At 69.5% G+C, this 27,000-nt stretch carries 29 protein-coding genes; 3 read left to right on the top strand and 26 right to left on the bottom strand.

Annotation, left to right across the window (positions count from 1 at the left end):
- The 3 genes from E3O23_RS17595 to pdhA all read right to left on the bottom strand — a co-directional run.
- A partial coding sequence (locus tag E3O23_RS17595) for a biotin/lipoyl-containing protein (protein WP_338145317.1) occupies positions 1-381 on the bottom strand: 381 nt, incomplete at its 3' end.
- Between the two features lie 5 nt (positions 382-386).
- Complete coding sequence (locus E3O23_RS17600; RefSeq protein ID WP_134493446.1) at positions 387-1,400, bottom strand: alpha-ketoacid dehydrogenase subunit beta; 1,014 nt, start codon at positions 1,398-1,400, stop codon at positions 387-389.
- 20 nt (positions 1,401-1,420) lie between these two features.
- The gene (gene pdhA / locus E3O23_RS17605) at positions 1,421-2,518 is read right to left on the bottom strand and encodes a pyruvate dehydrogenase (acetyl-transferring) E1 component subunit alpha (RefSeq protein WP_134493340.1); all 1,098 of its coding nucleotides are present in this window, start codon (positions 2,516-2,518) and stop codon (positions 1,421-1,423) included.
- Positions 2,519-2,650: 132 nt separating this feature from the next.
- Here pdhA and E3O23_RS17610 point away from each other — a divergent pair, with 132 nt between their 5' ends.
- Positions 2,651-3,133: an Lrp/AsnC family transcriptional regulator gene (locus tag E3O23_RS17610; RefSeq protein ID WP_134493342.1), complete on the top strand. Its 483-nt coding sequence runs from the start codon at positions 2,651-2,653 to the stop codon at positions 3,131-3,133.
- A 425-nt stretch (positions 3,134-3,558) separates the two neighbouring features.
- On the opposite strand, the gene E3O23_RS17615 is transcribed toward E3O23_RS17610, so the two are convergent.
- The 7 genes from E3O23_RS17615 to E3O23_RS17645 form a co-directional block, all read right to left on the bottom strand.
- Positions 3,559-5,229 carry a SulP family inorganic anion transporter gene (locus E3O23_RS17615; protein WP_134493344.1) on the bottom strand — a complete coding sequence of 557 codons (1,671 nt, stop codon included), beginning with the start codon at positions 5,227-5,229 and terminating at the stop codon, positions 3,559-3,561.
- Positions 5,226-5,567 (bottom strand): ArsR/SmtB family transcription factor, encoded by a 342-nt coding sequence (locus tag E3O23_RS17620; protein ID WP_241983541.1) that lies wholly within the window; start codon positions 5,565-5,567, stop codon positions 5,226-5,228. Before E3O23_RS17620 ends, E3O23_RS17615 begins: the two co-directional genes overlap by 4 nt.
- An 87-nt stretch (positions 5,568-5,654) precedes the next feature.
- Positions 5,655-5,951 carry a putative quinol monooxygenase gene (locus E3O23_RS17625; protein WP_134493348.1) on the bottom strand — a complete coding sequence of 99 codons (297 nt, stop codon included), beginning with the start codon at positions 5,949-5,951 and terminating at the stop codon, positions 5,655-5,657.
- A gap of 126 nt (positions 5,952-6,077) precedes the next feature.
- Positions 6,078-6,977 carry an SGNH/GDSL hydrolase family protein gene (locus E3O23_RS17630; protein ID WP_134493350.1) on the bottom strand — a complete coding sequence of 300 codons (900 nt, stop codon included), beginning with the start codon at positions 6,975-6,977 and terminating at the stop codon, positions 6,078-6,080.
- Between the two features lie 164 nt (positions 6,978-7,141).
- A complete protein-coding gene (locus tag E3O23_RS17635; RefSeq protein ID WP_134493352.1) occupies positions 7,142-9,418 on the bottom strand; it encodes a polyribonucleotide nucleotidyltransferase in 2,277 nt (758 codons plus the stop codon).
- Between the two features lie 350 nt (positions 9,419-9,768).
- Positions 9,769-10,365 carry an FMN reductase gene (locus E3O23_RS17640; protein WP_134493354.1) on the bottom strand — a complete coding sequence of 199 codons (597 nt, stop codon included), beginning with the start codon at positions 10,363-10,365 and terminating at the stop codon, positions 9,769-9,771.
- A gap of 1 nt (position 10,366) precedes the next feature.
- A complete protein-coding gene (locus E3O23_RS17645; protein WP_134493356.1) occupies positions 10,367-11,527 on the bottom strand; it encodes an LLM class flavin-dependent oxidoreductase in 1,161 nt (386 codons plus the stop codon).
- 103 nt (positions 11,528-11,630) lie between these two features.
- Here E3O23_RS17645 and E3O23_RS17650 point away from each other — a divergent pair, with 103 nt between their 5' ends.
- A complete protein-coding gene (locus tag E3O23_RS17650; RefSeq protein ID WP_134493358.1) occupies positions 11,631-13,346 on the top strand; it encodes a glycoside hydrolase family 13 protein in 1,716 nt (571 codons plus the stop codon).
- Between the two features lie 27 nt (positions 13,347-13,373).
- Here the strand turns inward: E3O23_RS17650 and E3O23_RS17655 are convergent, their stop codons facing one another.
- Both E3O23_RS17655 and E3O23_RS17660 read right to left on the bottom strand, forming a co-directional pair.
- Positions 13,374-13,820 carry a VanZ family protein gene (locus E3O23_RS17655; RefSeq protein WP_134493360.1) on the bottom strand — a complete coding sequence of 149 codons (447 nt, stop codon included), beginning with the start codon at positions 13,818-13,820 and terminating at the stop codon, positions 13,374-13,376.
- Positions 13,821-13,890: 70 nt separating this feature from the next.
- Positions 13,891-15,423, bottom strand: coding sequence for an amino acid permease (locus E3O23_RS17660; RefSeq protein WP_134493362.1), 1,533 nt, complete (start codon positions 15,421-15,423; stop codon positions 13,891-13,893).
- Positions 15,424-15,553: 130 nt separating this feature from the next.
- Here E3O23_RS17660 and E3O23_RS17665 point away from each other — a divergent pair, with 130 nt between their 5' ends.
- On the top strand, positions 15,554-16,381 hold the full coding sequence (locus tag E3O23_RS17665; RefSeq protein WP_134493364.1) for an aldo/keto reductase: 828 nt from the start codon (positions 15,554-15,556) through the stop codon (positions 16,379-16,381).
- Between the two features lie 39 nt (positions 16,382-16,420).
- Here the strand turns inward: E3O23_RS17665 and E3O23_RS17670 are convergent, their stop codons facing one another.
- From E3O23_RS17670 to ectB, 14 genes are all read right to left on the bottom strand, one after another.
- Positions 16,421-16,660 (bottom strand): ferredoxin, encoded by a 240-nt coding sequence (locus tag E3O23_RS17670; protein ID WP_134493366.1) that lies wholly within the window; start codon positions 16,658-16,660, stop codon positions 16,421-16,423.
- The gene (locus E3O23_RS17675) at positions 16,657-17,892 is read right to left on the bottom strand and encodes an NADH-ubiquinone oxidoreductase-F iron-sulfur binding region domain-containing protein (protein WP_134493368.1); all 1,236 of its coding nucleotides are present in this window, start codon (positions 17,890-17,892) and stop codon (positions 16,657-16,659) included. The genes E3O23_RS17670 and E3O23_RS17675 overlap by 4 nt, the downstream gene beginning before the upstream one ends.
- Positions 17,889-18,476: a ferric reductase-like transmembrane domain-containing protein gene (locus tag E3O23_RS17680; protein ID WP_134493370.1), complete on the bottom strand. Its 588-nt coding sequence runs from the start codon at positions 18,474-18,476 to the stop codon at positions 17,889-17,891. Before E3O23_RS17680 ends, E3O23_RS17675 begins: the two co-directional genes overlap by 4 nt.
- Positions 18,473-19,402 carry an FAD:protein FMN transferase gene (locus E3O23_RS17685; RefSeq protein WP_134493372.1) on the bottom strand — a complete coding sequence of 310 codons (930 nt, stop codon included), beginning with the start codon at positions 19,400-19,402 and terminating at the stop codon, positions 18,473-18,475. The genes E3O23_RS17680 and E3O23_RS17685 overlap by 4 nt, the downstream gene beginning before the upstream one ends.
- A gap of 1 nt (position 19,403) precedes the next feature.
- Complete coding sequence (locus E3O23_RS17690; protein ID WP_134493374.1) at positions 19,404-19,742, bottom strand: hypothetical protein; 339 nt, start codon at positions 19,740-19,742, stop codon at positions 19,404-19,406.
- A gap of 117 nt (positions 19,743-19,859) precedes the next feature.
- Positions 19,860-20,450 (bottom strand): DinB family protein, encoded by a 591-nt coding sequence (locus tag E3O23_RS17695; protein ID WP_134493376.1) that lies wholly within the window; start codon positions 20,448-20,450, stop codon positions 19,860-19,862.
- Between the two features lie 19 nt (positions 20,451-20,469).
- Positions 20,470-20,598, bottom strand: a complete 129-nt coding sequence (locus E3O23_RS18725; RefSeq protein ID WP_255453325.1) for a hypothetical protein — start codon at positions 20,596-20,598, stop codon at positions 20,470-20,472.
- A 279-nt stretch (positions 20,599-20,877) separates the two neighbouring features.
- Positions 20,878-21,147 carry a 30S ribosomal protein S15 gene (rpsO, locus tag E3O23_RS17700; protein WP_088455691.1) on the bottom strand — a complete coding sequence of 90 codons (270 nt, stop codon included), beginning with the start codon at positions 21,145-21,147 and terminating at the stop codon, positions 20,878-20,880.
- A 152-nt stretch (positions 21,148-21,299) separates the two neighbouring features.
- A complete protein-coding gene (locus tag E3O23_RS17705) occupies positions 21,300-21,785 on the bottom strand; it encodes an SRPBCC family protein (RefSeq protein ID WP_134493378.1) in 486 nt (161 codons plus the stop codon).
- Positions 21,782-22,141 (bottom strand): ArsR/SmtB family transcription factor, encoded by a 360-nt coding sequence (locus tag E3O23_RS17710; RefSeq protein ID WP_241983542.1) that lies wholly within the window; start codon positions 22,139-22,141, stop codon positions 21,782-21,784. Before E3O23_RS17710 ends, E3O23_RS17705 begins: the two co-directional genes overlap by 4 nt.
- A 268-nt stretch (positions 22,142-22,409) precedes the next feature.
- Entirely contained in the window at positions 22,410-23,039 is a 630-nt protein-coding gene (locus E3O23_RS17715) for a vWA domain-containing protein (protein WP_134493382.1), read from the bottom strand.
- Positions 23,040-23,273: 234 nt separating this feature from the next.
- Positions 23,274-24,503, bottom strand: coding sequence for an MFS transporter (locus tag E3O23_RS17720; protein ID WP_134493384.1), 1,230 nt, complete (start codon positions 24,501-24,503; stop codon positions 23,274-23,276).
- Complete coding sequence (locus E3O23_RS17725; protein WP_134493386.1) at positions 24,496-25,617, bottom strand: AI-2E family transporter; 1,122 nt, start codon at positions 25,615-25,617, stop codon at positions 24,496-24,498. The genes E3O23_RS17720 and E3O23_RS17725 overlap by 8 nt, the downstream gene beginning before the upstream one ends.
- Before the next feature lie 129 nt (positions 25,618-25,746).
- Positions 25,747-27,000: a diaminobutyrate--2-oxoglutarate transaminase gene (gene ectB, locus E3O23_RS17730; protein ID WP_134493448.1), complete on the bottom strand. Its 1,254-nt coding sequence runs from the start codon at positions 26,998-27,000 to the stop codon at positions 25,747-25,749.

Raw genomic sequence — 27,000 nt, forward strand, 5'->3', positions numbered from 1 at the left:
GGCGCGCCGCTGCGGGCGTCCGCCGCGTTCGACCGACGCGCCGTAGCCGACGAGCACGGCCTCCCGCTCCTGGACGGGCTCGGCCGGCGCCGTGACGCCGGCGCCGTTCGTGGGCGCAGTCGGCGCGGCGGCCGGTTCGGCGCCCGCCACGTCGAACGACACGATCGGCTCGCCGACCTGCACGACGACGCCGGTGGGCTGGTGCAGCGCGGACACGGTGCCGGCGAACGGCGACGGCAGCTCGACGACGGCCTTGGCCGTCTCGACGTCGGCGATGTGCTGGTTGAGGGTGACCGTGTCGCCAGGGGCGATATGCCAGGCCACGATCTCCGACTCGGTGAGTCCTTCACCGAGGTCGGGGAGTTTGAAGATCTTGATCATTGCGGTCAGCGTCCCATCACGCGGTCGACGCCGGCGAGCATGCGGTCGAGGTCTGGCAGGTGGTGGCTCTCGAGCTTCGCGGCCGGGTACGGGATGTCCCAGCCGGTGACGCGCACAGGGGCGGCCTCGAGGTAGTTGAAGCAGCGCTCGGTGATGCTGGCGACGATCTCGCCGCCGATCCCGCCGGAGCGGACGGCCTCGTGCGTGATGACGAGCCGGCCGGTCTTGCGAACGGATGCCTCGAGCGTCGCGTAGTCGACCGGCGCGAGCGAGCGGAGGTCGATGACCTCGACCGAGACGCCTTCGTCGGCGGCGGCGAGGGCGGCATCCCGTGCGGTGGGCACGAGTGGGCCGTAGGTCACGAGCGTGACATCCGTGCCCGGGGTGATGATGACGGCCTTCTCCATCGACTCGCCGAGCACCGGGGAGACCTCGCCCTTGACGTGGTAGCGGCGCTTGGGCTCGAAGTAGAGCACCGGGTCGTCGGAGGAGATGGCCTGGCGGAGCATACTGTAGGCATCCTGCGGGTTGGACACGGCGATCACGCGCAGCCCGGAGGTGTGGGTGAAGTAGGCCTCGGGCGACTCGGAGTGGTGCTCGGCGGCGCCGATGCCCCCGCCGAACGGCACCCTGATGGTGATCGGCATCTTCACCGCACCCTGGGTGCGGTAGTGCAGCTTGGCGACCTGGCTGACGATCTGGTCGAAGCCCGGGTAGATGAAACCGTCGAACTGGATCTCGCAGACCGGGCGGTAGCCGCGGTAGGCGAGGCCGACCGCGGTGCCGATGATGGCGGATTCGGCCAGCGGCGTGTCGATGACGCGGTTCGCGCCGAACTCGGCGAGCAGGCCGTCGGTGACCCGGAAGACACCGCCGAGCGCGCCGATGTCCTCACCGAGCAGCACGACCTTGGGGTCGTCCGCCATCGACTGGCGCAGTGCCGCCGTGATGGATTTGGCCAGCGTCAGGGTGGTCGGCGTCGTCAAGGTGGTCGGCGTCCTCACGGCGTTGGCGGTCATCGGATTCAGCGTGGTGATGCTCATGAGCTGCTCCCGTCCGCGGCGTCGAAGCTCGCGAGGTAGTCGGCGTATTCGGCGCGCTGGCCGTCCAGGGTCGTGTGCGGCGTCGCGTAGACGTTGTCGAAGACCGTGAGGGGTGCCGGGTCGGGCATCCCGATGCAGCCGGCGCGGAGTTCCGCGGCGACGGCATCCGCCTTCGCCTGGGTCTTTGCCTCCAGTTCGGGCGTGAAGAGCCCCATGGAGTCCAGCAGGCGCTGCAGGCGCAGGATCGGGTCCTTCGCCCTCCACGCCTCCAGCTCGGCGACGTCACGGTACTTGGTGGGGTCGTCGGCGGTGGTGTGCGGCCCCATCCGGTAGGTGACGGCCTCGATGAACGTCGGCCCGCCGCCGTTCCGGGCCCGGTCCAGGCCGATGCGGGTCGCCGCCATGACCGCGAGCACGTCATTGCCGTCGACCCGGATGCTGGGGATGCCGAAGCCGGGCGCGCGGTCGGCGATGTTGCGGTGCGCCTGCAGTCCGACGGGCTCGGAGATGGCCCACTGGTTGTTCTGGCAGAAGAAGATGACCGGCACCTGGAAGCTGGCGGCGAAGACCATGGCCTCGTTGACGTCGCCCTCGCTCGTGGCGCCGTCGCCGAAGTAGGTGATCGCGACCGAGTCGGAGCCGTCGAACTTGGCGCCCATCGCCCAGCCGGTGGCGTGCAGCGTCTGCGCGCCGATAATGATGGCGGGGCTCGCCATCCCGATCTCGAACGGGTTCCAGCCAGACTGCGCGGAGCCGCGCCAGACGCGGAGGATGTCGGTGTAGTCGACCCCGCGGCAGTACGCGACGGCGTTCTCGCGGTAGCTGGAGAAGACGAAGTCGTCGCTGCGCAGCGAGCGGGCCGAGCCGATCTGCGCGGCTTCCTGCCCGAGGAGCGGCGGCCACAGGCCGAGCTCGCCCTGCCGCTGGAGCGCGGTGGCCTCGGTGTCGATGCGACGAACGACGATCATGTCTTCGTACATCGCTGCCAATTGTTCGCCGGTCACGTCGGCGACCCACGGGTCGTAGTCGGCCAGGGCGGTCCGCACGCCGTCGGGAGTAAGAAGTTGCACGAATTCTGCGGGGAAATCAACCAAAGTACCGCTCCTAGCGTCCTTGCTAAAGTTGAAATGATCCTAGGGTGATGCGACACAAAGCACAACCGCGCTCGATTTTCTTGGGCATACTGCTCTATCCAGCGCGCGAGCCGCGTGCTAACGTCTTGCACTATGCACAGCCTGGACAAAACCGACACTCAGCTGCTCGCCGCTCTCTGCGAAGATCCGAACAGCACCTTCGTTGCCCTCGCCCAGAAGCTGGGGCTTTCCCGCAATACCGTGCAGGCCCGGATGGCCCGGCTGGAGGAATCCAACGCCTTCCTCAGCTTCGACCGTCGGGTCAATCCGATGGTCCTCGGCTACCAGCTGACGGCGTTCATCACCGTGCACGTGCAGCAGAAGCGGCTGGCCCAGATCGTCGCCGAACTGGCCCTGATCCCGGAGATCGTCCAGGCCCACGGCATGAGCGGGCCCGCCGACCTCCTGGTGCGCGTGGTCTGCCGGGATGCCGACGACCTGTTCCGCATCGACGGCACGATCCTCGCCTGCGACGGCGTCGAGCGCACCGAAACCTCGCTCGCGATGGGCGAGCTGATCCCGTTTCGGATCACGCCGTTGCTGGAGAGCAACGGCACCTCGGGCGCAGGCGCCTGAGCCGCCGCCACTGGAGCGTGTCTCCGGTGGTGCGGGCAGGATGCGCGGGCAGGATGCGCGGGCCGTACGCCGCTACGCGGGCGATGCGCCACCCGCGCAGCGGCGGATCGCGCGCGTAACTCAAATCACCGGGGCGTTAGCCTTTGGGAGACACGCCCCAGGAGCTTGCTGACGAAGCCGGGTCGGCCGCCCGCTCAGACCCCAGTGCACGACTGCGGCCCTCGGCCTCACCAGCCCGAACGGGATCTGGGCACTTGGACAGAACTCAGCGAGGTGCCCTCGAGCTTTCCCTGAACCCAACAGGGATTGAAGGCCGGAAGGATTAAGGGTTCGTGCCCGAAGACCGGACGAAACAGCGAGTACCCGCCACCGGTTCCGGTTTTCACGAGTGCCGGGCCCCTCAAGACGCCGTGTTCAGCAGTGTCCTACGGCTTCCGCGGTGCCGGGAGCAGGGTACGGGCGTAGGCAATCGCGTCGGGGGTGGCGGCGAAGACCCGCCCCAGTTCGCGCAGGTGCGGCGCGACGCCGAGTCGCCTGAGCACCGCGCGATGGCGATCGGTCACGCCCGAGACGAGCACGACGATCCCCTTGGCCTCCAGGCGCGTGATCACGTCGTCGAGCATGAGGCCGCCGGTCGCGTCGAGCGTGGTGACCCGGCTCATCCGCAGGATCACGATGGAGACCGCGCTCACCTCGGTGAGTTCGAGCAGGAAGCGGTGCGCGGCGCCGAAGAACAGCGGTCCGTCGAACCGGTAGGCGACGATGTGCTCGGCCAGGAGCTCGCGTTCCTCGGCGCTGTGGTCGGCGGTGTCCAGGGGAACCTGCTCGACCCGGGCGCTGCGCGCGACCTCGCGGAGGGCGAGCAGGGCCGCCGAGGCGAGCCCCACCACGACCGCGGTGACGAGGTCGATGGCGACCGTGACCCCGAAGGTGACCGCGAGCACGACGGCATCGCCGCGGGTGGCGCGCATGATGGCGCGGATCGAGCCGAACTGCACCATCTGGATGGTCGTGGCCAGCAGCACACCGGCCAGGGCGGCCAGCGGCACGAAGCCGACGAGCGATCCCGCGACCAGCACGACCACGAGCAGCACCAGCGAGTGCGAGATGGCGGCCAGCCTCGACCGGGCGCCGCTGCGCACGTTGACGGCCGTCCGCGCGATCGCGGCCGTGGCGGGCACGCCGCCGAAGAACGGGACGACGAGGTTGGCGATGCCCTGGCCGAAGAGCTCGCGGTCGGGGTTGTGACGCTCCCCCACGCTCATTCCGTCGGCCACCGTCGCGCTGAGCAGGCTCTCCAGGGCGGCCAGGGCCGCGATGGCCAGGGCCGAGGGCAGGAGCGCGGCGAGCATGGCCGGGTCGAAGAAGCCGGTGGCCGGGGCGGGCAGCCCGCTCGGCAGCGCGCCGATGACGGGGAGATCGGACGAGCCCCAGGCGGCGATCATGGTCACGATCACCACGGCGAGCAGTGACAGCGGGAGCGAGGGTCGCCACCGGGCGCCGGCCAGGATGACCCCGGCCACTCCCAGGGTGATCAGCGGAGCGACCGGGTCCGGCGCCTGGGCGAAGCGGACGACCGCGTCCCAGGCGAGGGCCCAGACCTTCTCCTGGTCCCCCGGTTGCAGGCCCAGCATGTTGGGCACCTGCTGCAGCGCGATGACGACCGCGATGCCCGCGGTGAAGCCCTCCACCAGCGAGGCAGGCAGATAGCGCACATACCGGCCGATCCCACTGACGGCCAGGACGAGCAGGAGGACCCCGGCCATCACCGTCACCTCGAGCACGCCCGACACCCCGAACTCGTGCACGACCGGCACGAGCACGACGGTCATCGCCCCGGTCGGGCCGGAGACCTGGATGTTGCTGCCGCCGAACACCGCGGCCAGGATGCCGGCGATGATCGCCGTGGTGAGGCCGGCTGTTGCCCCGAGCCCGGAGGCGACCCCGAAGGCCAGGGCGAGGGGCAGCGCGACGATGGCGACGGTCAGCCCGGCGAGCAGGTCCCGGCCGGGCGAGCGCCGCATCAGGGCGAAGTCGGCTCGCTGAGGCAGGAGCCCCCGCGCAAAGGCCAGTCCGTGCCGTGCCCTGGTCTTCATCGTGCGTCCTGTTCCATCGTGCGGAGCAGGGCGTGCGAGTCCTGCAGGTTGGCGACGAGCATCCGTTTGGCGACCTCGAGCAGGTCGATCATGCCCCGGTCGCGCAGCGCGTAGAAAATGGTGTTGCCCTCTCGGCGGGTGGTCACGACGCCGGCGCGGCGGAGCACGCCGAGTTGCTGCGACAGGCTCGAAAGCTCGGCACCGAGCGCATCGGCCAGGCTTCCCACGGAGCGTTCCCCGCCCACGAGCTGTTCGAGCACCTGGACTCGCACGGGGTGGCCGAGGGCCTTGAAGAGTTCGGCCTTGAGCTGGGCGACGGGGAGTTCGGTGGAAAGCACCATCTGACTATATCGCTAAGTTGCATTTTCTTCAAGTAGATTCGGCCGCCTCCGTGCCGCGAGGGGGCGGCGGCGAGGCCCGTCGGCCTACTTGACGGCGATGAGTTCGACGAGCCGGATGTCGGGATCCCGGGCCAGGAGGGCCGGGCCGTGCTCGGCGAGGGCGGCGGGGATGGCGCCGGCCAGGTGCGCCTGCCTGCCTTCCTCGGTCTCGAACGTGTCGAAGATGCCGAAGGTCTTCTCGTCGACCCGGAACGCGTACCAGGTGCGGGTGCCGGGCTCTGCGGCGACGATGTCTCGCCCGCCGCTGAGGAAGTCCCACACGTCTTGTTCTTTGCCGGGCCGGGCTTCCACCAGGGCCAGGACTCCTACCGTGAGCGCCATTGCCGCCTCCTCCGCGTGATCTGCCGCGAGTCTAGGAAGGGGCGGGGGGAAGCGCAAGGGAGCGCTCGCGTGCCCCACGGGCCACGAGCGCTCCCGACGCCATCAGCGGCGCAGTCAGCGGCGCAGTCAGCGGCGCAGGACGCCGTCAGCCACCAGCGCCCGGTAGTAGCCGAAGGTGTTGCCCAGCGCGTTCGGGTGGAAATTGCTCGGCGCCAGCAGGTTCGCCGGGTCGAACGCGATGTACGGCACGGCGGACCCGATGCCGTGGCCGGCGAACTCCTGGGTCGCGTCGATGTAGCGGATCCGGTCGACGCCGGCCGGCTCCGGTGTGTACGTGACGGCCGCCTGGATCGCGGCGTTCAGGGCCCCGGTGCCCTGGTTGACCAGGTCGCCCAGCGGTGACACCCCCGGCTGGAACAGCATCGGGTAGTTCAGCACGGCCACGCGGGCATCCGGCAGGGTCGCCGCGATGTAGCCGTAGGTCTGGGCCAGGCTGGTCGCGAAGGCCGGGCTGGACAGCGTGGCCAGGCTCGTCTGCACGGCCAGGCCGCAGGGCGCGCTCGCCGGGTCGGGGGCGCAGGCCTGCAGAATCGCGGTCGATCCGGCGTCGATGCCGCCCACCGTGATCGTAACCAGCTTCGCCCGGGCGCTGACCCCGGAGAGCTGGGCGGGAATATCGGAGATGCTCGCGCCCGAGCAGGCCTTGTTCGCGCTGAGGCGGTACGGGCTGAGCAGGGAGCTGATGACCGGGTAGCTCTGGTACCTGCTGCGCTGGCAGGTCGCGTCGGAGTACGGCGGGGCGCCCTGGCCGGACGTGAACGAGTCACCGAGGGCGACATAGCCGAGCGGCGCGGCGAGCGAGAGGGCGGCCTGGCCGGCACGCGCTCCCGCGGCGGCCGCGGAGGGCGACGCGGCGGGGGCGGCCGTGGCCGGGGTCGCGACTGCGCCGACGACCAGGGCGGCGCTCAGGAGTGACAGGGCGCCGAGGCGCGACAGGGAACGCAGGCGATTCTGAGGATTTGTCATGCTGCAGGTTAGTGTCCGGCCGGCGGCGCGGACCAGGGCGGGCGCTGACCCCAGTTCGGGGGTGGCCACGGCCCGGCAGGCGAAAGGGCCCGCCCTGCCGAAGCAGGACGGGCCCTCCGTCTCACCGATCCACCTGGCGAGAGGTGATCGGGAGAACTACCAGACTACGCTTCGGTCGGAACCTCGGCGCCCTCGGACTCGGCCGCTTCGGCCGATTCCTCGAGAACCGGCGCGAGCGACAGCTTGCCCCGGTCGTCAATCTTGGTGATCTCAACGAGGACCTTCTGGCCAACGCCGAGCACGTCTTCGACGTTCTCGACCCGCTTGCCGCCGGCGAGCTTGCGCACCTCGGAGATGTGCAGCAGTCCGTCCTTGCCCGGGAGCAGCGAGACGAAGGCGCCGAAGGCGGCGATCTTCACGACAGTTCCGAGGAACTGCTCGCCAACCTCGGGGTTGGTCGGGTTCGCGACGGCGTTGACCATGGCGCGAGCGGCCTCGGCCGAGGGGCCGTCGACGGCGCCGATGTACACGGTGCCGTCTTCCTCGATGGAGATGTCGGCTCCGGTCTCGTCCTGGATCGAGTTGATCATCTTGCCCTTCGGGCCGATGAGCTCGCCGATCTTGTCGACCGGGATCTGGACCGAGATCACGCGGGGCGCGGTCGGGGCCATCTCGTCGGGCTTGTCGATCGCGGCGTTCAGCACGGCGAGGATCGTGGCGCGAGCATCCTTGGCCTGGGTGAGCGCTCCGGCCAGGACCGACGCGGGGATGCCGTCGAGCTTGGTGTCGAGCTGGATCGCGGTGACGAACTCGCTCGTGCCGGCAACCTTGAAGTCCATGTCGCCGAGCGCGTCTTCGGCGCCGAGGATGTCGGTCAGGGCCGCGTAGCGGGTCTTGCCGTCAACGGTGTCGGAGATGAGGCCCATGGCGATGCCGGCAACGGGTGCGCGCAGCGGCACACCGGCGTTGAGCATCGACAGGGTCGAGGCGCAGACGGAACCCATCGAGGTGGAACCGTTGGAGCTGAGCGCCTCGGAGACCTGACGGATGGCGTACGGGAACTCCTCGCGCGTGGGCAGCACGGGGACCAGGGCGCGCTCGGCGAGCGCTCCGTGGCCGATCTCGCGGCGCTTCGGCGTTCCGACGCGGCCGGTTTCACCGGTCGAGTAGGGCGGGAAGTTGTAGTTGTGCATGTAGCGCTTCTTGGTGACCGGGCTCAGCGAGTCGATCGTCTGCTCAAGCTTGAGCATGTTCAGCGTGGTGACACCCAGGATCTGGGTCTCGCCGCGCTGGAAGATCGCCGAACCGTGCACGCGCGGGATGACAGCAACCTCGGCGTCGAGCGGGCGGATGTCGGCGAGGCCGCGACCGTCCATGCGCACGCCCTCGTTGAGGACGCGGGTGCGGACAACCTTCTTCGTGACGGACTTGTACGCCGCGGAGACCTGGTTCAGCGCACCGGCGGGAAGTTCACCGGCGTCGATCCTGGCCGCGATGGCATCCTTGACGCGAGCCTTGAGTGCGTCATCGGCATCCTGGCGCTCGACCTTGCCGGCGATCTTGTACACGTCGCCCAGCTCGGCCTCGGCCAGGGCCGCGACGGCGTCGTAGGTCTCCGGCTGGTAGGGCGGGAAGACCTGGTAGTTGCCGGTCGGCTTGGCAGCGGATGCCGCGACCTTCTGCTGGGCCTCGATGAGCTGCTTGATGAACGGCTTGGAGGCCTCGATGCCCTCGGCGATGACCTCTTCGTTCGGCTTGATGGCGCCGCCCTTGATGAGGTCCCACGAGTTGTCGGTGGCTTCGGCCTCGATCATCATGATCGCGACGTCCTGGCCGCCATCGGCATCCGTGACGACACGACCGGCGACGACCATGCTGAACACGGCGTCGGCGATCTGCGAGTACTTCGGGAAGGCAACCCACTGGCCGGAGCCGTGCTCATCGGGGATGAGGGCGACGCGGACGCCACCGATCGGGCCGGAGAACGGGAGGCCGGCGAGCTGCGTCGACATGGACGCCGCGTTGATCGCGAGCACGTCGTAGTATTCGTCCGGCGCGATGGCCAGAACGGTCACGACGACCTGGATCTCGTTGCGGAGGCCGTCGACGAACGACGGGCGCAGCGGCCGGTCGATCAGGCGGCAGGTGAGGATCGCCTCGGTCGACGGGCGACCTTCGCGACGGAAGAAGCTGCCCGGGATGCGGCCGGCAGCGTACATACGCTCCTCGACATCGATGGTCAGCGGGAAGAAGTCGAAGTTCTCCTTCGGCTGCTTGCTCGCGCTCGTGGCGGAGAGAAGCATGGTTTCTTCGTCGATGTAGGCGGCGGCAGAACCCTGCGCCTGCTGGGCGAGACGCCCGGTTTCAAAACGGATGGTGCGCTTGCCGTACTTGCCGTTATCGATAACGGTTTCAGCGAACGTGATTTCTGGACCCTCCATGTGGGGGTTCTCTCCTTTGTTTAGACTCGCATGCCCGTGTGGCGCGCGAGTGGGACAAGGAGCAGGGAACAGGCAGGACGAAGTCGTGCGCGGTGAGCGACGGACTCGTGCTGGCCACCAGTAGAAATTCACCACCCACGCCGTTCGTGAGAACCGCGGGTGGGAAACCACCACCGAGGACCAGCTTCCTGCCAGCCTGCTCCAGTTGCTCGGCCATCCGAAGATGGCCGCCCCAATTCTAACAGCCCCCGCCCTGAATACCCCCTTTCCCCCCTCCGCGAAACCGCAGTTGTGCGCGCTAAAACGACGTTTTAGCGCGCACAACTGCGTTTTCGCGGGGCTAGACGGGGCTAGACGGCTGCGAGGGCGAACGGATCCCGCACCGTGGCCGAGCGGTCGGAGACCGCGACCAGTGCGGCCAGTTCGCCGGCGGCGCGGTCGATTCGGTCGGGCAGGGTCTTGACTCGGCGGTCCCCGCTCCCCCAGTCCTCGGAGGCGGCGAAGACCGCGGTGGGTGCGACCACGGAATGCAGGTAGGTGAACATCGGCCGGAGCGCGTGGTCCAGCGCCAGGGAGTGCCGCGCCGTGCCGGCGGTCGCGCCGATCAGCACCGGCATGTCAGTGAGGGACTGGTTGTCCAGGACGTCGAAGAACGACTTGAACAGGCCGCTGTAGCTGCCGGTGAAGATCGGGGTGACGGCGATCAGCCCGTCGGCACCGGTCACGGCCTCGATCGCGGCGTCCAGCGTGGGGCTCGGGAACCCGGTGAGCATGTTGTTCATCACGTCCCTGGCGATGTCCCGGAGCTCGATGGTCTCCACGGTCGTTTCGATGCCGTTCTCGGCGAGCCGGGCGACCGTCGCGGCCGCCAGCTTGTCGGCCAGCATCCGGGTCGATGACGGCCGGCTCAGGCCGGCGGACACCACGGCCAGTCGGCGGGTCGTCATCTCAGGCCCCCTTCGGGTTCGACGCGGCGAGGCCGAAGGCCGCGCCGGCCGGCGAGCCCGGCCTCACGGCGGTCTTCGCGATCGCCCGGGCGTCCGCCGCGGCCCTGAGGGACGCGTGCGTCGGGGCATCCGGCACGGTCGCCGGGCGGTTCTTCGCGAACTCGGCGCGGAGCACGGGCACGACTTCCTCGCCGAGGAGGTCGAGCTGTTCGAGCACGACCTTCAGGGGCAGGCCCGCGTGGTCCATCAGCCAGAGCTGGCGCTGGTAGTCGCCCACGTAGTCGCGGAAGCCGAGCGTGCGGTCGATGATCTCCTGCGGGCTGCCGACGGTCAGCGGAGTCTGCTCCGTGAACTCCTCCAGGCTCGGCCCGTGGCCGTAGACCGGGGCGTTGTTGAAGTACGGACGGAACTCGTTGACGGCGTCCTGCGAGTTCTTGCGCATGAACACCTGCCCGCCGAGTCCGACGATGGCCTGCGCGGCGGTGCCGTGGCCGTGGTGCTCGAAGCGCTGGCGGTAGTAGCCCACCATCTTCGCGGTGTGCGAGGCAGGCCAGAAGATGTGGTTCGAGAAGAAGCCGTCGCCGTAGAAGGCGGCCTGCTCGGCGACCTCAGGGGTGCGGATGCTCCCGTGCCAGACGAAGGGCGGCACGCCGTCGAGCGGACGCGGCGTCGACTGGAAACCCTGCAGCGGGGTGCGGAACTCGCCCGACCAGTCCACGATGTCCTCGCGCCAGAGCCGGCGCAGCAGGGCGTAGTGCTCGAGGGCCAGCGGGATGCCCTGGCGGATGTCCTGCCCGAACCAGGGGTAGACCGGGCCCGTGTTGCCGCGGCCGAGCGTCAGGTCGACCCGGCCTTCGGCGAGGTGCTGCAGCATCGCGTAATCCTCCGCGATCTTGACCGGGTCGTTGGTCGTGATCAGCGTGGTCGCCGTGGACAGCACGATCCGCTCGGTCTGCGCGGCGATGTAGCCGAGGAGCGTGGTCGGCGAGGAGGGCACGAAGGGCGGGTTGTGGTGCTCGCCGGTGGCGAAGACGTCGAGCCCGACCTCTTCGACCTTCCTGGCGATGGTCACCATGGCCGTGATGCGCTCGTGTTCGGTCGGGGTCCGACCGGTCGTGGGGTCGGTGGTGATGTCCCCGACGGTGAAGATTCCGAACTGCATTTCCAGCCTCTCAATCTCAATGCGTTTGCATAGATACCCTAGCCAACCATGGGCCGCGCGATCCTATTCCCCCGCCCCGTGCCACGCGTGGCAGGATTGGCGGATGACGGATGAACCTGCCCTCGATTCTGCCCGCAAGCCCGTCCCGGCGGGTACCCCGGATGCCGACTCGGCCGCGGCCCCCTGGTGGACGAGAGCGGTTGTCTACCAGGTGTACCCCCGGAGTTTCGCGGACTCGGACGGCGATGGGGTCGGCGACCTCGGCGGCATCCGCGCGAAGCTCGGCTACCTCGCCGAACTCGGCGTCGATGCGGTGTGGCTGTCTCCCGTCTACCCGTCGCCGCAGCACGACAACGGTTACGACATCCGTGACTACCAGGACATCGACCCGGTGTTCGGCAGCCTCGCGGAGTTCGACGCTCTCCTCGCCGAGGCGCACGAACGCGGCATCAAGATCGTGATGGACCTTGTCGTCAACCACACGAGCGACGAGCACGACTGGTTCCAGGAGTCGCGCTCCTCCCGGACGAACCCCCGGCGCGACTGGTACTGGTGGCGGCCGGCCGCGGCCGACGGCGGCCCGCCCAACGGCTGGCGGAGCGCCTTCAGCGGGCCGGCCTGGACCCTCGACGGGGCGACCGGCGAGTACTACCTGCACCTGTTCGCCCGGCAGCAGCCGGACCTCAACTGGGAGAACGCGGAGGTGCGCCGCGCCGTCTACGCGATGATGAACTGGTGGCTGGACCGCGGCGTGGACGGCTTCCGGATGGACGTGATCAACTTCATCGCCAAGCGGGTAGAGCTCGTCGACGGCCCCCGGCCGAGCGTGGACGGCGGCTCGCCGATGGGGCCGCAAATCCACGACTACCTGCAGGAGATGCACCGGGAGGTCTTCGCGGGCCGGGGCGGCGAGCACCTGACGGTCGGCGAGATGCCCGGTGTGAGCGTCAGCGACGCCGTGCTGTTCACCGACCCGGCCCGGGCGGAGGTCGACATGATCTTCCAGTTCGAGCACGTCTCGCTCGACCAGGGCGAGCACAAGTTCCACGCGTTGCCGCTCAGCCTGCCGGCGCTGAAGAAGAGCCTGTCCCGCTGGCAGGACGGCCTCGCCGACACCGGCTGGAACAGCCTGTACCTCAACAACCACGACCAGCCCCGGCTGGTGTCGCGGTTCGGCAACGACTCCGAGTACCGGTACGAATCGGCCACGCTCTGGGCGCTCGTGCTTCACCTGCACCGCGGAACGCCCTACATCTACCAGGGCGAGGAAATCGGCATGACCAACGTGCGCTTCGATTCCATCGACGACTACCGCGACATCGAGTCGCTCAACCACTTCCGCGAGGCGGTGCAGGAGTTCGACCGGTCCCCCGCCGCCGTGCTGGCCGGGGTGCACACGATGGGGCGAGACAACGCCCGCACGCCGATGCAGTGGGACGCCTCCGACAACGCCGGCTTCACCTCCGGAACCCCGTGGATCGCGGCGAACCCGAACTTCCCCGGGATCAACACGGTCGCCGACCGCGCCGGGGAGCGGAGCATCTTCCGCTTCTACCAGCGCCTGATCGCCCTGCGGCACGAGAGCCCGGTTGTGGCGCTGGGCGCGTTCTCGATGCTCGAGCCGGAGCACGAACAGCTCTACGCGTTCACACGCACGCTCGGCGACGAGACACTGCTCGTGGTCGCGAACGCGTCGGATGCGCCCCTGGTCGGGCCGCTCCCGGTCGACGTCACCGGCGGCGACCTGGTGCTCGGCAACTACGCCGGCGCCGACGGAAGCGGGCTGCGGCCCTGGGAGGCGCGCCTCTACCGGCTGTAACGGGCTCGCCCGGCCGATCGAGGAGATCTACACGCGCGCCGATCCACGAACGGGCGGGCGGCGAACAACCTCCCACCCGGTGATGACGAGCGCGAACAGCACCCCGAGCACGGCGCCGGCCGAGTTCGCGACGAGGTCGCGGAGATCCGGATAGCGCGTCGGCAGGAACTGCTGGGTGAACTCGATCGAGCCGGTGAGCACGACGCCGGCGAGGATGGCCAGCCACCACAGCCGCCGCCCGAGGAGCAGGAGCAGGAACACCCCGATGGGGATGAACATGCCGATGTTCGCGGCGAATTCGACCCGCCCGTAGGTGATCCAGTCGGTCGCGTCGTGCCGGGCGAAGAAGCCCAGGGCGCGCAGCAGCCAGCCGTTGTTGGCACTGTCGAGCGGCTGCGGCCCGAGGGTCACCCAGCCGACGAACGCCAGGTAGGCGAGCGTGACCAGGGACAGGACGGGATGGCGGTGCAGCATCCCCCCATCGTGCCCGATCGCGGCTGGGTGTCCACCCGCGGCGCGGCATCTCGCCCCCGGGATGCCGGGACTACTTGCGGAGCGAGTCTTCCTCGGCGATCGCTTCGTCGCGGATCGTGTCGTCGAAGATCCGCTTCGCTTCGATCCCGACGACCGAGTGACGACGTCCGTAGGCGAAGTACACGACGAGGCCGATCACGAGCCAGACGGCGAAACGCACCCAGGTCAGCGTCGTGAGATTCATCATCAGCCAGAAGCAGAGCACGGCGGAGAGGATCGGCAGGAACGGCGAGAACGGCACCTTGAACGCCCGCTTCAGGTCCGGGCGCTTCTTGCGCAGCACGACCACGGCGATGCTCACCAGCACGAAGGCCGACAGCGTGCCGATGTTGATCATTTCCTCGAGCACGCCGACGTCGGTGAGCCCAGCGATCAGGGCCACGGCCAGACCGGTGATGATCTGGATGCGCACCGGGGTGCCGCGCTTGGCCGAGGTCTTGCTCAGCGACCGCGGCAGCAGGCCGTCGCGGCTCATCGCGAAGAGAACGCGGGAGAGGCCGAGCAGCAGCACCATGATGACGGTGGTCAGGCCAACCAGGATGCCGACGGAGATGACCTGGGCGGCCCAGCCGGCGCCCACGGCGACGAAGGCCGTCGCGAGGGAGGCGTTGGGGTCGTCCGCGAGCACGGTGTACGGCACCATGCCGGTGAGCACGAGGCTGACGCCGATGTAGAGCACGGTGACGATGGCCAGGCCGGCGAAGATGCCGCGCGGGAGGGTCTTCTGCGGGTTCTTGACTTCCTCGGCGGAGGTCGCGATCACGTCGAAGCCGATGAAGGCGAAGAACACCAGCGAGGCTCCGGCCAGCAGGCCGAAGATGCCGTACTGGGCGGGTGCCGCCCCGGTCATGAAGGAGAACAGGGACTGGCTCCAGGCGTCCCCGTCGCCGCCCTTGGTCGGCACGGACTCGGGGATGAACGGCGTGTAGTTCTTGATGTTGATGAAGAACGCGCCGACGACGATGACGAAGACGACAATGGCGATCTTGATCAGGGTGAAGATGCTGGCGACACGCGCGGAGAGCTTGGTGCCGAGCACGAGCAGGGTCGTGAAGATGGCGACGATGACGAACGCCCCCCAGCTCACCTTCAGGCCGACCACATTGATCTCGGCCGGGATGTCCCAGTGCCAGAGCGCGAAGACGTTACTGAGGTAGATGCCCCAGTACTTGGCGATGACGGCCGCGGCGGTCAGCATCTCGAGGATGAGGTCCCAGCCGATGATCCAGGCGAGCAGCTCGCCCAGCGTGGCGTAGGTGAAGGTGTAGGCCGATCCGGCGACGGGTACGGCCGAGGCGAACTCGGCGTAACACATGATCGCGAGGGCGCAGGTGAAGGCGGCGAGGATGAAGCCCAGCGTGACGGACGGCCCGGCATAGCTTCCCGCCGCCTTCGCGCCGACCGAGAAGATACCGGCCCCGACCGCGACGGCGACGCCCATGATCATCAGGTCCCAGGTGCCCAGCGTGCGTTTGAGGTTATGGCCCTTTTCGAGGGAATCGGCGATGGAAGATTCGATACTCTTGGTGCGCCTGAGGCTCATGGCGGGGTAATGTCCGTTCAGTTGGTCGTCCGGCTTCCTTGCCGGGCAAACATCAATCCTAGGTGCCGCAGTGTCCCTCGTTGGCGGGTCGCCGGGATTTGTTCGCGACCATCCGCTTCGAAAGGACCCCATGAACGCTCCCCTCGTTCTTCTCAACAACGGCCTGGGCATTCCGCAGATCGGGCTCGGGACCTGGCCGCTGACCGACGCCGAGGTGGCGCCGGCGATCGTCACCGCCGTCGAGGCCGGCTACCGGCACCTCGACACGGCCGTCAAGTACGGCAACGAGACCGGCGTCGGCCGCGGCATCCGGGACAGCGGCATTGCCAGGGAGGAGCTCTTCGTCACGACGAAGCTCAACGGTGCCTACCAGGGCGACGACAAGGCGATCGCGGGACTGGACGACTCCCTCGCCCGGCTGGGCCTCGACTACATCGACCTGCTGCTCATCCACTGGCCGGTGCCGCAGCGCGGCCTGTTCGTCTCGACCTGGCAGACCTTCGAGGCGCTGGTCGCCTCCGGCAAGGCCAGGTCGATCGGGGTGTCGAACTTCAAGCCCGCCCACCTCGACCGGCTGCTCGCGGAGGCGGGCATCGTGCCGGCCGTGAACCAGATCGAGCTGAACCCGTACGTCACCCGGGCCGAGCAGCGCGAGTACAACGCCGCGCACGGCATCGTCACGGAATCCTGGAGCCCCCTCGGGCAGGGCACCGAGCTGCTCGACGAACCGCTGCTGGGTTTCCTCGCCGAAAAATACGAGAAGACCCCCGCCCAGATCGTGCTGCGCTGGCACATCGAACTGGGGCTGGTCGCCATCCCGAAGTCGCGGACCCCCGAGCGGATCCTGCAGAACATCGACGTGTTCGACTTCACCCTCGACCCGACCGACGTCGAAGCGCTGACCGCGCTCGACCAGGGCCCGGAGGCCGGAGTCGACTCGGACGTCATCGGCCACTGAGAGCGGCGAACGCCGCCGCTCAGCCGACCGCCGGCCCCGCTAGTCGCGGCGCCGGAGGCTGAGCGCCAGCCGCGGACAGAGGGCGACGGCTTCCTCGGCGGCAGGGGCGAGGCGGTCGGGGACCGGCACGTCGGACCCGTGCCCTGGCGCGATCGGGTAGCCCCACTCGTCGCGTCCGAGCAGCTCGGGCAGGATCTCGGTGCAGAGCCCGCGGCCGTCGCACGCGGTCCAGTCGATGTGCAGCAGCAGCCGCGCGTTCGCGGCCGGCCTCGCGGTCATGAGTGGTCCTTCGCGCAGCGGCCGCCGAGGTGCGCGGCGACATCCTCGGCAAACACGGTGAGGGTGCTGAGCACGAACCTGGCGGTGCCGTCGGGGTGGTGGCAGGAGCCGCGGCCGGTGACGAGCTCGGCGAGCCGGCGCACCTCCGCGGGCAGGCCCGCATTCCGGTCACCGCGCGCGAGCCGGTGGAGCACCTCCGCCATGGCGGGCAGGCCGTTCACGCACGGGCCGCACTGGCCCGCGGTTTCGCCGGCCAGGTAGCCGGCGATCGAGCTCGCCAGGGTGAGCGGGCAGCGGCGGGCGTCGAGGGCCATCAGGATGCCGGCGCCGACGGCCGCGCCGAAGGGTGCAAGCTGCTCGCGGGCGAGGTTCGCGGAGAAGCCTGCGGCCGGGACCCAGGCGCCGTGGTACCCGCCGACCAGGACGGCCGACAGGGCGGCCGTGTCCGCTCCGGCAAACCCGAGCAGGTCCCCGATCCGGGTGCCGCCCGCGATCTCCAGGACACCGGGCGACGCCACGTCTCCGCTGACCGTGACCAGGCGGGTTCCCGGGTCGGTCGCCGTTCCGACCGAGCGGAACCAGGCCGCGCCGAAACGGGCGATGAGGGCGATCTGCGCCAGCGTCTCGACGTTGTGCACCAGCGTCGGCCGCCCGTTCAGGCCGGCCTCGGTGAGCCGCACCGTCCGGTCCTGCGGCACGGGCCGGCGGCCGGCCAGGGCGCTGACCACGGCGGATGCCTCACCGGAGACGAACGTCTCCGCGGACGGTCGCAGGTCAATGGCGCGGGCGTCCGGGCGCTCGGCCAGGGCGCGCGCCACAGCCGGGAGCGCCGATTCGGGCCCGTAGAGGTGGATGCTGCCCGCGTCGAGGGTGGTCGCGACGCCGAGCAGGCCGTCGATGACCAGGTGCGGGGCCATCCGCAACAGCGTCAGGTCCTTGGAACTGAGCGGTTCGCCTTCCGCGGCGTTGCCGACCACGACGGCGCGCCGACCGCGGGAACGGCCGCGGGCCCTGGCCGCCTCGATCTTGCGCCAGGCGGGGAAGGCCGCCCCGCCGCGGCCCTCGAGACCGGACGCGCGGAGTTCCTCGAGGAGCCCCTCCGCCACGAGGCTGGGTATCGGGCCGAAGTCGGCGAGGTGGCTCCCGAAGCCGGGCGCGCGGCCGGAAGTGAGCCTGGCCGTCCCGGCCGGAGCCGCGACGGTCGGGCGGACGGCCTGGGTCACGGGGCTCATGGGTTCCTCCTTGCTCGTACGGGTCGGTCCGGAGCGGCTGCCTGCCGGATGCCCTGGTACTCGACGAACCCGCGGGTCAGCCGCCAGCCGACCGCCGCGATGACGGCCGCGGAACAGGCCGCGGCGAAGGCGATGAACCAGGATTGCGAAGCATCCGTGCCGTTGCCGATCGAATGCGCGAGTGCGAACGGCCACATCGCGTAGGTGAGCCAGTGCACGGCGCGGAAGACCCGGCGGCCGACGTACCGGCGCAGCAGGCTCGTGACCATGACGGCGACCAGCAGGTCGACGGCCACCGTGCCGAGGCCCAGCCAGACCGGTTTGACGGCACCGAGGAACGGGACGAAGAAGTCGATGACCCTGAGTTGGGCGAAGGAGTCTCCGAGCAGGGTCAGCAGGTGGATGGCGATGAAGACGGTCGCGAGGATCGACACGTTGCGGTGCACGAGAGCGACCGAGAAGCGGGGCAGGCCGAGCAGGGGGCGACCGGACCGGGTCAGGATGCCCAGCAGCACGGAGACCGTGAACAGCGCGAGCGCGACGACGCCGGTGCCCCGCCCGAGCGCCCAGAGGGCCTCGTTCACGAGGCCACCGCCCCGAGCCCGACGGTCTCCTCGTCCGGCCAGCCGCCGAGGGTGAGGACGGTGCCGCGCGAGTCAACGAGTCGCGCGGGCAGTCCGCTTCGGTCCAGCCAGGCCGTGGCCTTCCGGCCGCGCACGATCGCTGCCGTGCTGAGGGTGTTGGCGCGGTGACAGGTCGGTGCCGCGACCGTCACGCTGCGCCAGACCGGTTCGGCCGGCAGGCCCGTTCGCGGATCGAGGATGTGGTGCTGGGGCGCTCCGCCCCTGGTCCAGCGCCGCCGCTGCGTGCTCGATGTGGCCAGGGCCATTCCGGCGGCCAGCGTCACGCTGGTGCCCGGGTCGTTCGGGGTGTCCTGCACGAGCACCTGCCAGCCGCCCGCCGGCGCGGCTCCGGCTGTCGCGATGTCTCCGCCCAGGCTCAGCAGGGCCCCGCAGCCGAGTTCGCTGCTGATCGACGCGACGACGCGGTCAGCGGCGACGGCCTTCGCCGTCGCACCCAGGTCGAGGACGAGGTGGGCGGGGACACGCAGTCGGTTTCCGGACACGGTGACACTTCGCCAGCCGGGCCGTGCTGAGGCAATGGCCCGCACCGGCACGCCGTCGTCTTCCACCAGGCGGATGTCGCGGTCGTAGCCGACCGCGCCCAGCGCGTTGCCCAGGGTCGGGTCGACGTCGCCGCCGGTCGACGCCGCGGATTCGAGCGCCTGCCGGACGAGGCCGGCGAGCGTGTCGCTCACCATCGTGCCGCGGGCGAATTCGCCCGCCTTGAGCCGGAGTTCGGAATCGGCGCGGAAGCGGTTCGCCGCCCGGTCGATGTCGGCCAGGACGGCATCCGCGATCGCCCACGCCTGGTCCAGTCGACCCGCGTCCGTCACGACGAGGCGCGCGGTGGTACTCCACAGCGTCCAGTCCCGAGCCGCCGTCGCCACGTCAGGACCCGTTCGTCGAAGCGTGGGACGGTCCGCCGTTGCCCGGCCTCACGAGGAGACCCGGTGCGTTGTTCGCCGACGAGGATGACGAAGAGGACGAGGACGAGTCGTCGTCCCGGCCTTCGTCACCCTCGTCCTCGGAGCCCTCGTCCTCGGAGCCCCCGTCGTCGGAGCCCGGCGTGACGAGCGTCGACGAGGCCGAGTTCTGACTCGCCGCCTTGGTGGCCTGCACGTCGGCCCAGGTGTGGAGCCCCAGCGCCGAGGCGGCGACCACCGCGATCAGGCCGATCGCGCCGGTCACTGCCCTGCTGAGCTTCCTGCCTCGTTCGTGGAGATTCATCGTGACGCCTCGCCTTCCCTGGTCTCGTTGTAGACAAGGTTGACGGCGCACGCTATGCGTTTCCTATGAAGAAGATATGAGCAAGCCCGCAATGGGCAGGTCGCGGCTCGGGAGGGCTCAGTTGCCGCCGGCCTGCCGGGCCGTCGCTTCCAGCTTGTCCCGGTAGCCCTGCCACCAGGCAGCGTCGCCCTCTGCCATGTTGTCGTTGTCCTGGCGGAGCCCCGTACTGCCGTCGATGAGCTCTCGGACGAGATCGGCGTGCCCGGCATGCCGGTGGGTTTCGACAGTCATGTGCACCAGGATCTTGTGCAGCGTGACCGCGCTGCGATCGGCCGGCCACCATGCCACGTGTCCGATCGCGTCCAGGGCAAGCGCGTCGACCGTGGCGTCGGAGTGCGCCCACACGCGACGGTACAGGGCGATGACCCACTCCCGGGGCTCAGCGGCCGTGGCCCACATGTCCGCGTTGGGTTCAGCGTCGTCATCCAGCCAGGGCAGCGACTCGCCGAACGGGCGTCCGAACGTGTCCCCGAGGTAGCCGGCTTCGACGCTGGCCACGTGTTTGACCAGTCCGAGCAGATTGGTGCCGCTCGGGACCAGGGGGCGGCGCAGGTCGTACTCGGTGAGTCCGTCGAGTTTCCACAGCAGGGCCTCTCGACCGGCCTGCAGGTAGTGCAGGAGGTCTGCCTTCTGGTTCGTGTCGGTCATGAGAACCAGCCTTGCAGACTCAGAGCGCGTAGATCAGGGGCGAGTAGACGTCGTCCCAGCCGTACTCCATCGCCGCGCAGGCATCCGAGTATTCCCTCTCCAGCGGCGTGGACTGCCTGCGCGTGCGATCACGCAGTTGCGCGACCACGTCCGTGGTGTCCGGCGCCTCGACTTCATGGGCGGTCAGGAAAGACTCTCCGCAGTACGAAACCGTTCATGGTCCTGTTTCCCCCGGTGTTGTTCGTGCCTGCGTCGTACGGAAACGATGAGGGTCCCGAAACGACACTGGCGTCAAGCTAGCACCGGGGGCGGATGCTCGCTGTCGGCATGAAAGGGGACAGCCCGTCGCCCGCCCGCCCAATCGCGGTCGGAGAAAACAAAACGGGCCGCCACCCAAGGGTGACGGCCCGTTCGTAAGAAGATCGCGTTATCGACGAAGGCCGAGACGCTCGATCAGCGAGCGGTAGCGACTGATGTCGACATCCGACAGGTAACCGAGCAGACGGCGACGCTGTCCAACCAGAAGCAGCAGGCCACGACGTGAGTGGTGGTCGTGCTTGTGCTCCTTGAGGTGCTCCGTCAGGTCGAGGATGCGCTGCGTGAGCATTGCAATCTGAACCTCGGGGGAACCCGTGTCGCCTGGGTGGGTAGCGTACTTTTCGATGATCGCCTTCTTAGCATTAGCTTCGAGTGCCATAGATGGGATCCCCTTTCTCTCACTGCGCGGTGCCCGGGGCAGAATGCCTGGGCTCTCTTTGTCCGCGGCCGTTAGACGGCAACCTGAAGAGTTTAGCAGAGTCCGGATGCCGCGGCTCGCTCCGCCGGCACCCGGACCCTTCACCCCGGGGCTCAGGCCCCGACGGCCGAGGCGAGGAGATCGTCGAGGCGTTCGAAGCCCTCGGTCAGGCCGCCTTCCATCCCGCTCTGGACCATTCCGTCCCGATCCTCGACGGACTGGTAGACGGCGTGGATGTTCACCCGGGTGCGGCCGCCGAGGTCCTCGAAGGCCACCGATTCCAGGCTGATGTGGCCGGGGTATCCGTCGAACTCGAAGGTCTGCACGATCCGCTCCGGGGCGACGCTGTGGAACACGCCGCGGAAACCGTAGGGAGTGCCCTCCGGGTCGCTGTGGATGTAGGCCCACGACCCACCGGGCCGCACGTCGAACTCCTGCACTTCGATCTTCAGGTCGCGCGGGCCCAGCCATTGGGCGACCAGTTCGGGGTCGGTGTACGCCCGGTAGACGTCGGCGACCGGAGCCTCGAGCTCGCGCACGATGTCGATGAAGGGCACGCCCGGCTGCGCGGTGACGGTAACGGGGTTGTGTTCACTCATTTCTCTCCTGCTTTCATGGTGTCGCGTTTCATGGTCTCCAGCACGTCGTCGAGGCGGCGGAACTGCCGCTCGGCGACGAGCCGGTGGGTGTCGATCCATGCGGTCAGCGCCTCGAGGGCGGCCGGATCCAGGTGGCACGGCCGCCGCTGGCCGTCCCTCGTTCGAGTGATCAGCCCAGCGGCTTCGAGCACCTGGATGTGTTTCGACACGCCCTGCTTGGTCATGGAAAACGGTTCGGCGAGCTCGTTCACCGTGGCCGGGCCGCGCGACAGGCGCGCGATCAGCCGGCGGCGGACCGGGTCTGCCAGGGCCAGGAACGCACGGTCGAGCTGCGCTTCCGGGTTCTCATCGTCCAACATAAATCAACCTGTTATTTGATCAACCACTTAGTTGATAATCCCAAAATAGGAGCCTGATGCGCCCCTGTCAAGTCCCTGCCCCACGGTATTTTGCCCCGGGACTTCGCCCACCCGCGGTGCATAACTCCGCCAGATCGGTGGACGTCGGCCCAACAACCCCCGTGACTTCGCGGGCTCAGGATGCGGTGCCGATTTTCTGGCGGAGTTATGCGCAGCCGGCCGGCGCGGAATGTGCACGGGGCTGGCGGAAGGAGCGGGAGAGTCGCTACTTCTCTCCCTTGGCGGCCTTCCGCTGCTCGGACGAGAACGCGCCGTCGACGCCCGTGCGGGTTCTCTTGATGTAGTCGTTCAGGCCCTCGCTGAGCCCGGCGACACCGTCGGACACGGCCGCGTAGGTCATCGATTTGTCGGCCTGGAAGCCGAGGTGGGCCCCGGTGAGCACGGCGTCCTGGTTCGCCCCGAGGAAGACGAAGTCCCAGCTGAAGTCGTTCGTCTGCTGCCGCACGAGCGTGCGCACGGATTCCGCGGTCCACTCGTGGCTCGAGTTCTCCTCGCCGTCGGTCGCCACGACGACCTGCACGGTGCCGGGCCGCTGGTTCTCCGGCAGGAGGGCGAGGCGCCAGCCGTAGGTGGAGACCGCGTGCCCGATCGCGTCGTAGAGGGCCGTCGCGCCGCGGGGCTCGAGCGTGACGACGACCTGCGCCGGGTCGGCGAAGGTGGCCTGGGTCTCGATCTCGGTGTCGAAGGTCACGATGTCGACGCTGAGCCGGCCGGGCTCGGCCGCCTGGTCGCGCAGCATCGATTCGAGGCCGCCGACCATGTCGTTGCGGATGGTTGTCATCGATCCGCTGCGGTCGATGATGAGCAGCAGGCCGGTGTAGTTGGGGTCGGTCATGTGAGTCTCCTGTCGTCTGGTGTGCGCCCGCGCCAGGTGCTGGCCGGACCCGGCGCCGCAGTGACAACCGCAGGACGACTCGTATCCCACATGCTGCCGGGGACCACCGACATTCCTGCCGATGCGCCGGCGCGGAAACGTTGCGCGGGTACTGCGCCGCGTCGCGGGCGATGCGCCGCCCGCGCAGCGGCGCACCACCCGCGCGCCTCGGAATCGGCAGCGCAGGCTCCCGCGTCAGGCGGGGATGCTGACCGGCCCGGCCGGGATCGCGCGCGGCCACGCCCGCGCCGCGACGAGGCCCGCGGCTGCCGCGATGACGGCGAGGATGAGCGCGGTCGCCGGGAGGCCGAGCAGGGACCCGAGGACTCCGGCGAGCGGGTAGGTGAGGATGTAGCAGGCGTGTGAGAGCGAGAACTGCGCGGCGAAGACCGCCGGACGGTTCGAGTCGTCGGATGCGCGCCGGAGCAGCCGCGCGGACGGCGTGAGCACCAGCGCGGTCGCTGCCCCGAGGACGAACCAGGTGGCCAGGATCCCCGCCCAGGCCGCCGGGGACGCCGCGGCGCCGGCGAGCAGCGCGACGAGCAGCATCCCCACCGGGAGGATGCCGCATCCGAGGAGCATCACGCGCCGCTCCGGGTAGCGTTCGAGCAGGCGCGGCAGGGCGAGGGCGACGATCATCGATCCCGCGCCGTAGCAGGCGAGGGCCAGCGCGAAGTCGGTCTGCGGCCGCCCCAGCTCGCCCTGCACGAGCACGACGGTGTTCACGAGGACCATGGCCGTGGCCGCGGCGACCACGAGGTTCATGGCGAGCAGGCCGCGCAGCTCGGGGGTGCGCCGGAAGACCCTCGCTCCGCGGGTGAGCCGGTCGAGGAAGGGCGCCGGAGTGGCCGGCCGGCGGGAGGGGAGGACCGTGGCCAGCACGAGCACGGCCGATCCGGCGAAGCCGAGGGCCGTTCCCACGAACAGGGAGTGGTAGCTGATCACGGTGAGCAGCGCCGCGGCGAGCACGGGGCTGAGCAGCGACTCCAGGTCGTAGGCGAGGCGGGACAGCGACAGCGCCCTGGTGTAGTCGCGCTCGTCCGGCAGGACCTCCGGAATCAGGGCCTGGAAGGCCGGGGTGAAGGTGGCCGAGGCGGCCTGGAGCGCGAACACGAGCAGGTAGATCTGCCACACCTCGGTCACGAACGGAAGGGAGAGTGCCACTGCCGCGCGGAGGGCGTCGGCCGAGACCAGCAGGGCCTTGCGGGGCAGGTGGCTGGTGATCGCCGAGACAACCGGGGCGAGACCGACGTAGGCGAGCATCTTGATCGTGAACGCCGTGCCGAGCACGATTCCGGCGTCGCCGCCGGCCAGGTCGAACGCGAGCAGGCCGAGGGCAACGGTCAGCAGTCCCGTGCCGATGAGCGCCACGACCTGCGCGCCGAACAGCTTCCGGTAGGCGGCGTTGCGGAAGACGTTACGCATCCTGGGCTCCCTGGCGACGCCGGCGTGGCGCCCGCAGGGCGACGGTTTCGTCCGGACCGTTCCAGACCTTCAGGATCGCCCAGGCCACCGCCGCGATCGGCACCGCCAGCACGGCTCCGGCGATGCCGCCGAGGATCGTGCCGGCGGTCAGGGCGACGAGGATCACCAGCGGGTGCAGCTTGAGGGACTGGCCCATCACCACGGGTTGCAGGAGGTCGCCCTCGAGCTGGTTGACCACAATGACGATGGCCACCACGATGAGGGCGACAACCGGCCCGTTGGCCACGAGGGCGACCAGGGCGGCGAGGATGCCGGCGACCGTCGCGCCGACCAGGGGGATGAAGGCGGTGAGGAACACGATCACGGCGAGCGGCAGCGCCAGCGGAACCTGGAGGATCGCCAGGCCGGCGCCGATCGCCACGGCGTCGACGAGGGCGATGATCGCCGTGCCGCGCACATAGCTGCCGAGAACCCGCGGCGCGGTGTCGCCGATGCGGCGCATCCGCTCGAGGCGGGCGCCCTGGAAGGGGCGCAGGAGGAACGCCCAGATCTGGTCGGCGTCCTTCAGGAAGAAGAACAAGATGACCGATACGAGCAGGACCCCGGCGACCGCCTCGGCCGCGGCCGAGACGCCGGCGATCGCACCGGTGCCGAACTCGCTGCTGGTGAGGAAGTCGACGACGGCCGCGCGGGCGGCCTCGAGCTGGGCCTGGTCGATCGGGATCGGGCCCTCCAGGAGGAGGACCTGCAGCTCGTCCAGCCCGTCGGACCCGGCCTGGGCCAGCTCGCCCCACTGGGTGCGCACGGCGAGCACGATCAGGGTGATGATCCCGCCGAAGACGAGCACGCCGGCGAGCAGCGTGAGCCAGGTGGCGAGCATGGCCGACAGGCCGCGGCGGCGCAGCCAGCCAACGAGCGGGGCGATCGCCGCGGCGAGGATCACGGAGATGAGCAGGGGGATCACCACGAGCTTCAACTGCACCAGCCCGAAGACGGCCACGGCTGCGAGCGCGATCACCAGGAGGATCTGCCCGCTCCGCACGCCGAGGCGCCCCAGGCGGTCGGTCATCAGTGGGTGAATGGACGCCTCGCCGGTGCTGTCGTCTGATCCCATACTGCAACCATAGACAGGCCGCCGCGCGGGCGCGTCCTCCCGCACGGCCTGCCGTGAACTGTCCGTCCGACCGGCCGACCTGCCCGAACAACCCGAACGGGCAGACCGGCCGGAACGGCCCGAACGGCCCTAGCCGAGGACCGCCGCGACGGACTCGTCGATGATCGCGAGCCCGCGGTCGAGTTCCTCATCGGTGATGGTCAGGGCGGGCAGGATCTTCATGACCTCGCCCTCCGGGCCGGATGTCTCCATCAGGAGGCCGCGGGTGAACGCCTCGGCGCAGACCCGGCCGGCCAGGTCGCCGTCGGCGAACTGCAGCCCGCGGGCGAGCCCCCGTCCCTTGACCACGAGCGAGCGCTCCGGGTAGCGGGCGGCGATGGCGGCAAAGCGTGCCCGCACGGTCTCGCCCCTGGCGATCGTCGAACGCTCCAGCGCGTCATCCGACCAGTAGAGACGGATGGCCTCGGCCGCGGTGGCGAACGCGGGGCTGATGCCGCGGAAGGTGCCGTTGTGCTCCCCCGGGGCCCAGATGTCCAGTTCCGGCCGGATCAGGGTGAGCGCCATCGGCAGGCCGTAGCCGCTGATCGACTTCGACAGGCAGACCATGTCCGGCACGATTCCCGCCTCTTCGAAGCTGAAGAAGCCACCGGTGCGTCCGCAGCCCATCTGCACGTCGTCGAGAATCAGCAGCACGCCGTGCCGGGTGCACAGCTCCGACAGCCCGCGCAGCCACTCGGCGCGGGCCGCGTTGATGCCGCCCTCGCCCTGCACCGACTCCACGATGACCGCCGCGGGCTTGTCCAGCCCGCTGCCGCTGTCGCCGAGGAGCCGTTCGAGGTAGGCGAAGTCGGCTCCGCCCTCGAGGTAGCCGTCGTAGGGCATCGGGGTCGTGTGCACGAGGGGCACGCCGGCGCCGCCGCGCTTGAGCGCGTTGCCGGTCACGGCGAGCGCGCCGAGCGTCATCCCGTGGAAGGCGTTCGTGAAGTTGATGACCCCGGTGCGGCCGGTCACCTTGCGGGCGAGCTTGAGGGCCGCCTCGACGGCGTTCGTGCCGCCGGGGCCGGGGAAGACGACCTTGTAGTCGAGGTTCCGGGGCTTCAGGATCAGCGCGTCGAAGGTCTCGAGGAAGTCCCGGCGCGCGGTGGTGAACATGTCGAGCGAGTGCATGACCCGGTCGTCGGCCAGGTAGTCGATCAGGACCTTTTTGAGCCGCGGGTTGTTGTGGCCGTAGTTGAGCGCGCCGGCGCCGGCGAAGAAGTCCAGGTATCCGTTGCCGTCTTCGTCGTACATGGTGCTGCCGACGGCGCGGTCGAAGACGACCGGCCAGGACCGGGAGTAGCTGCGGACCTGTGACTCTCGCGTGGTGAAGACGTCAGTGATCAT

It is taken from the genome of Cryobacterium tagatosivorans, assembly GCF_004402215.1.
Lineage (GTDB): Bacteria > Actinomycetota > Actinomycetes > Actinomycetales > Microbacteriaceae > Cryobacterium > Cryobacterium tagatosivorans.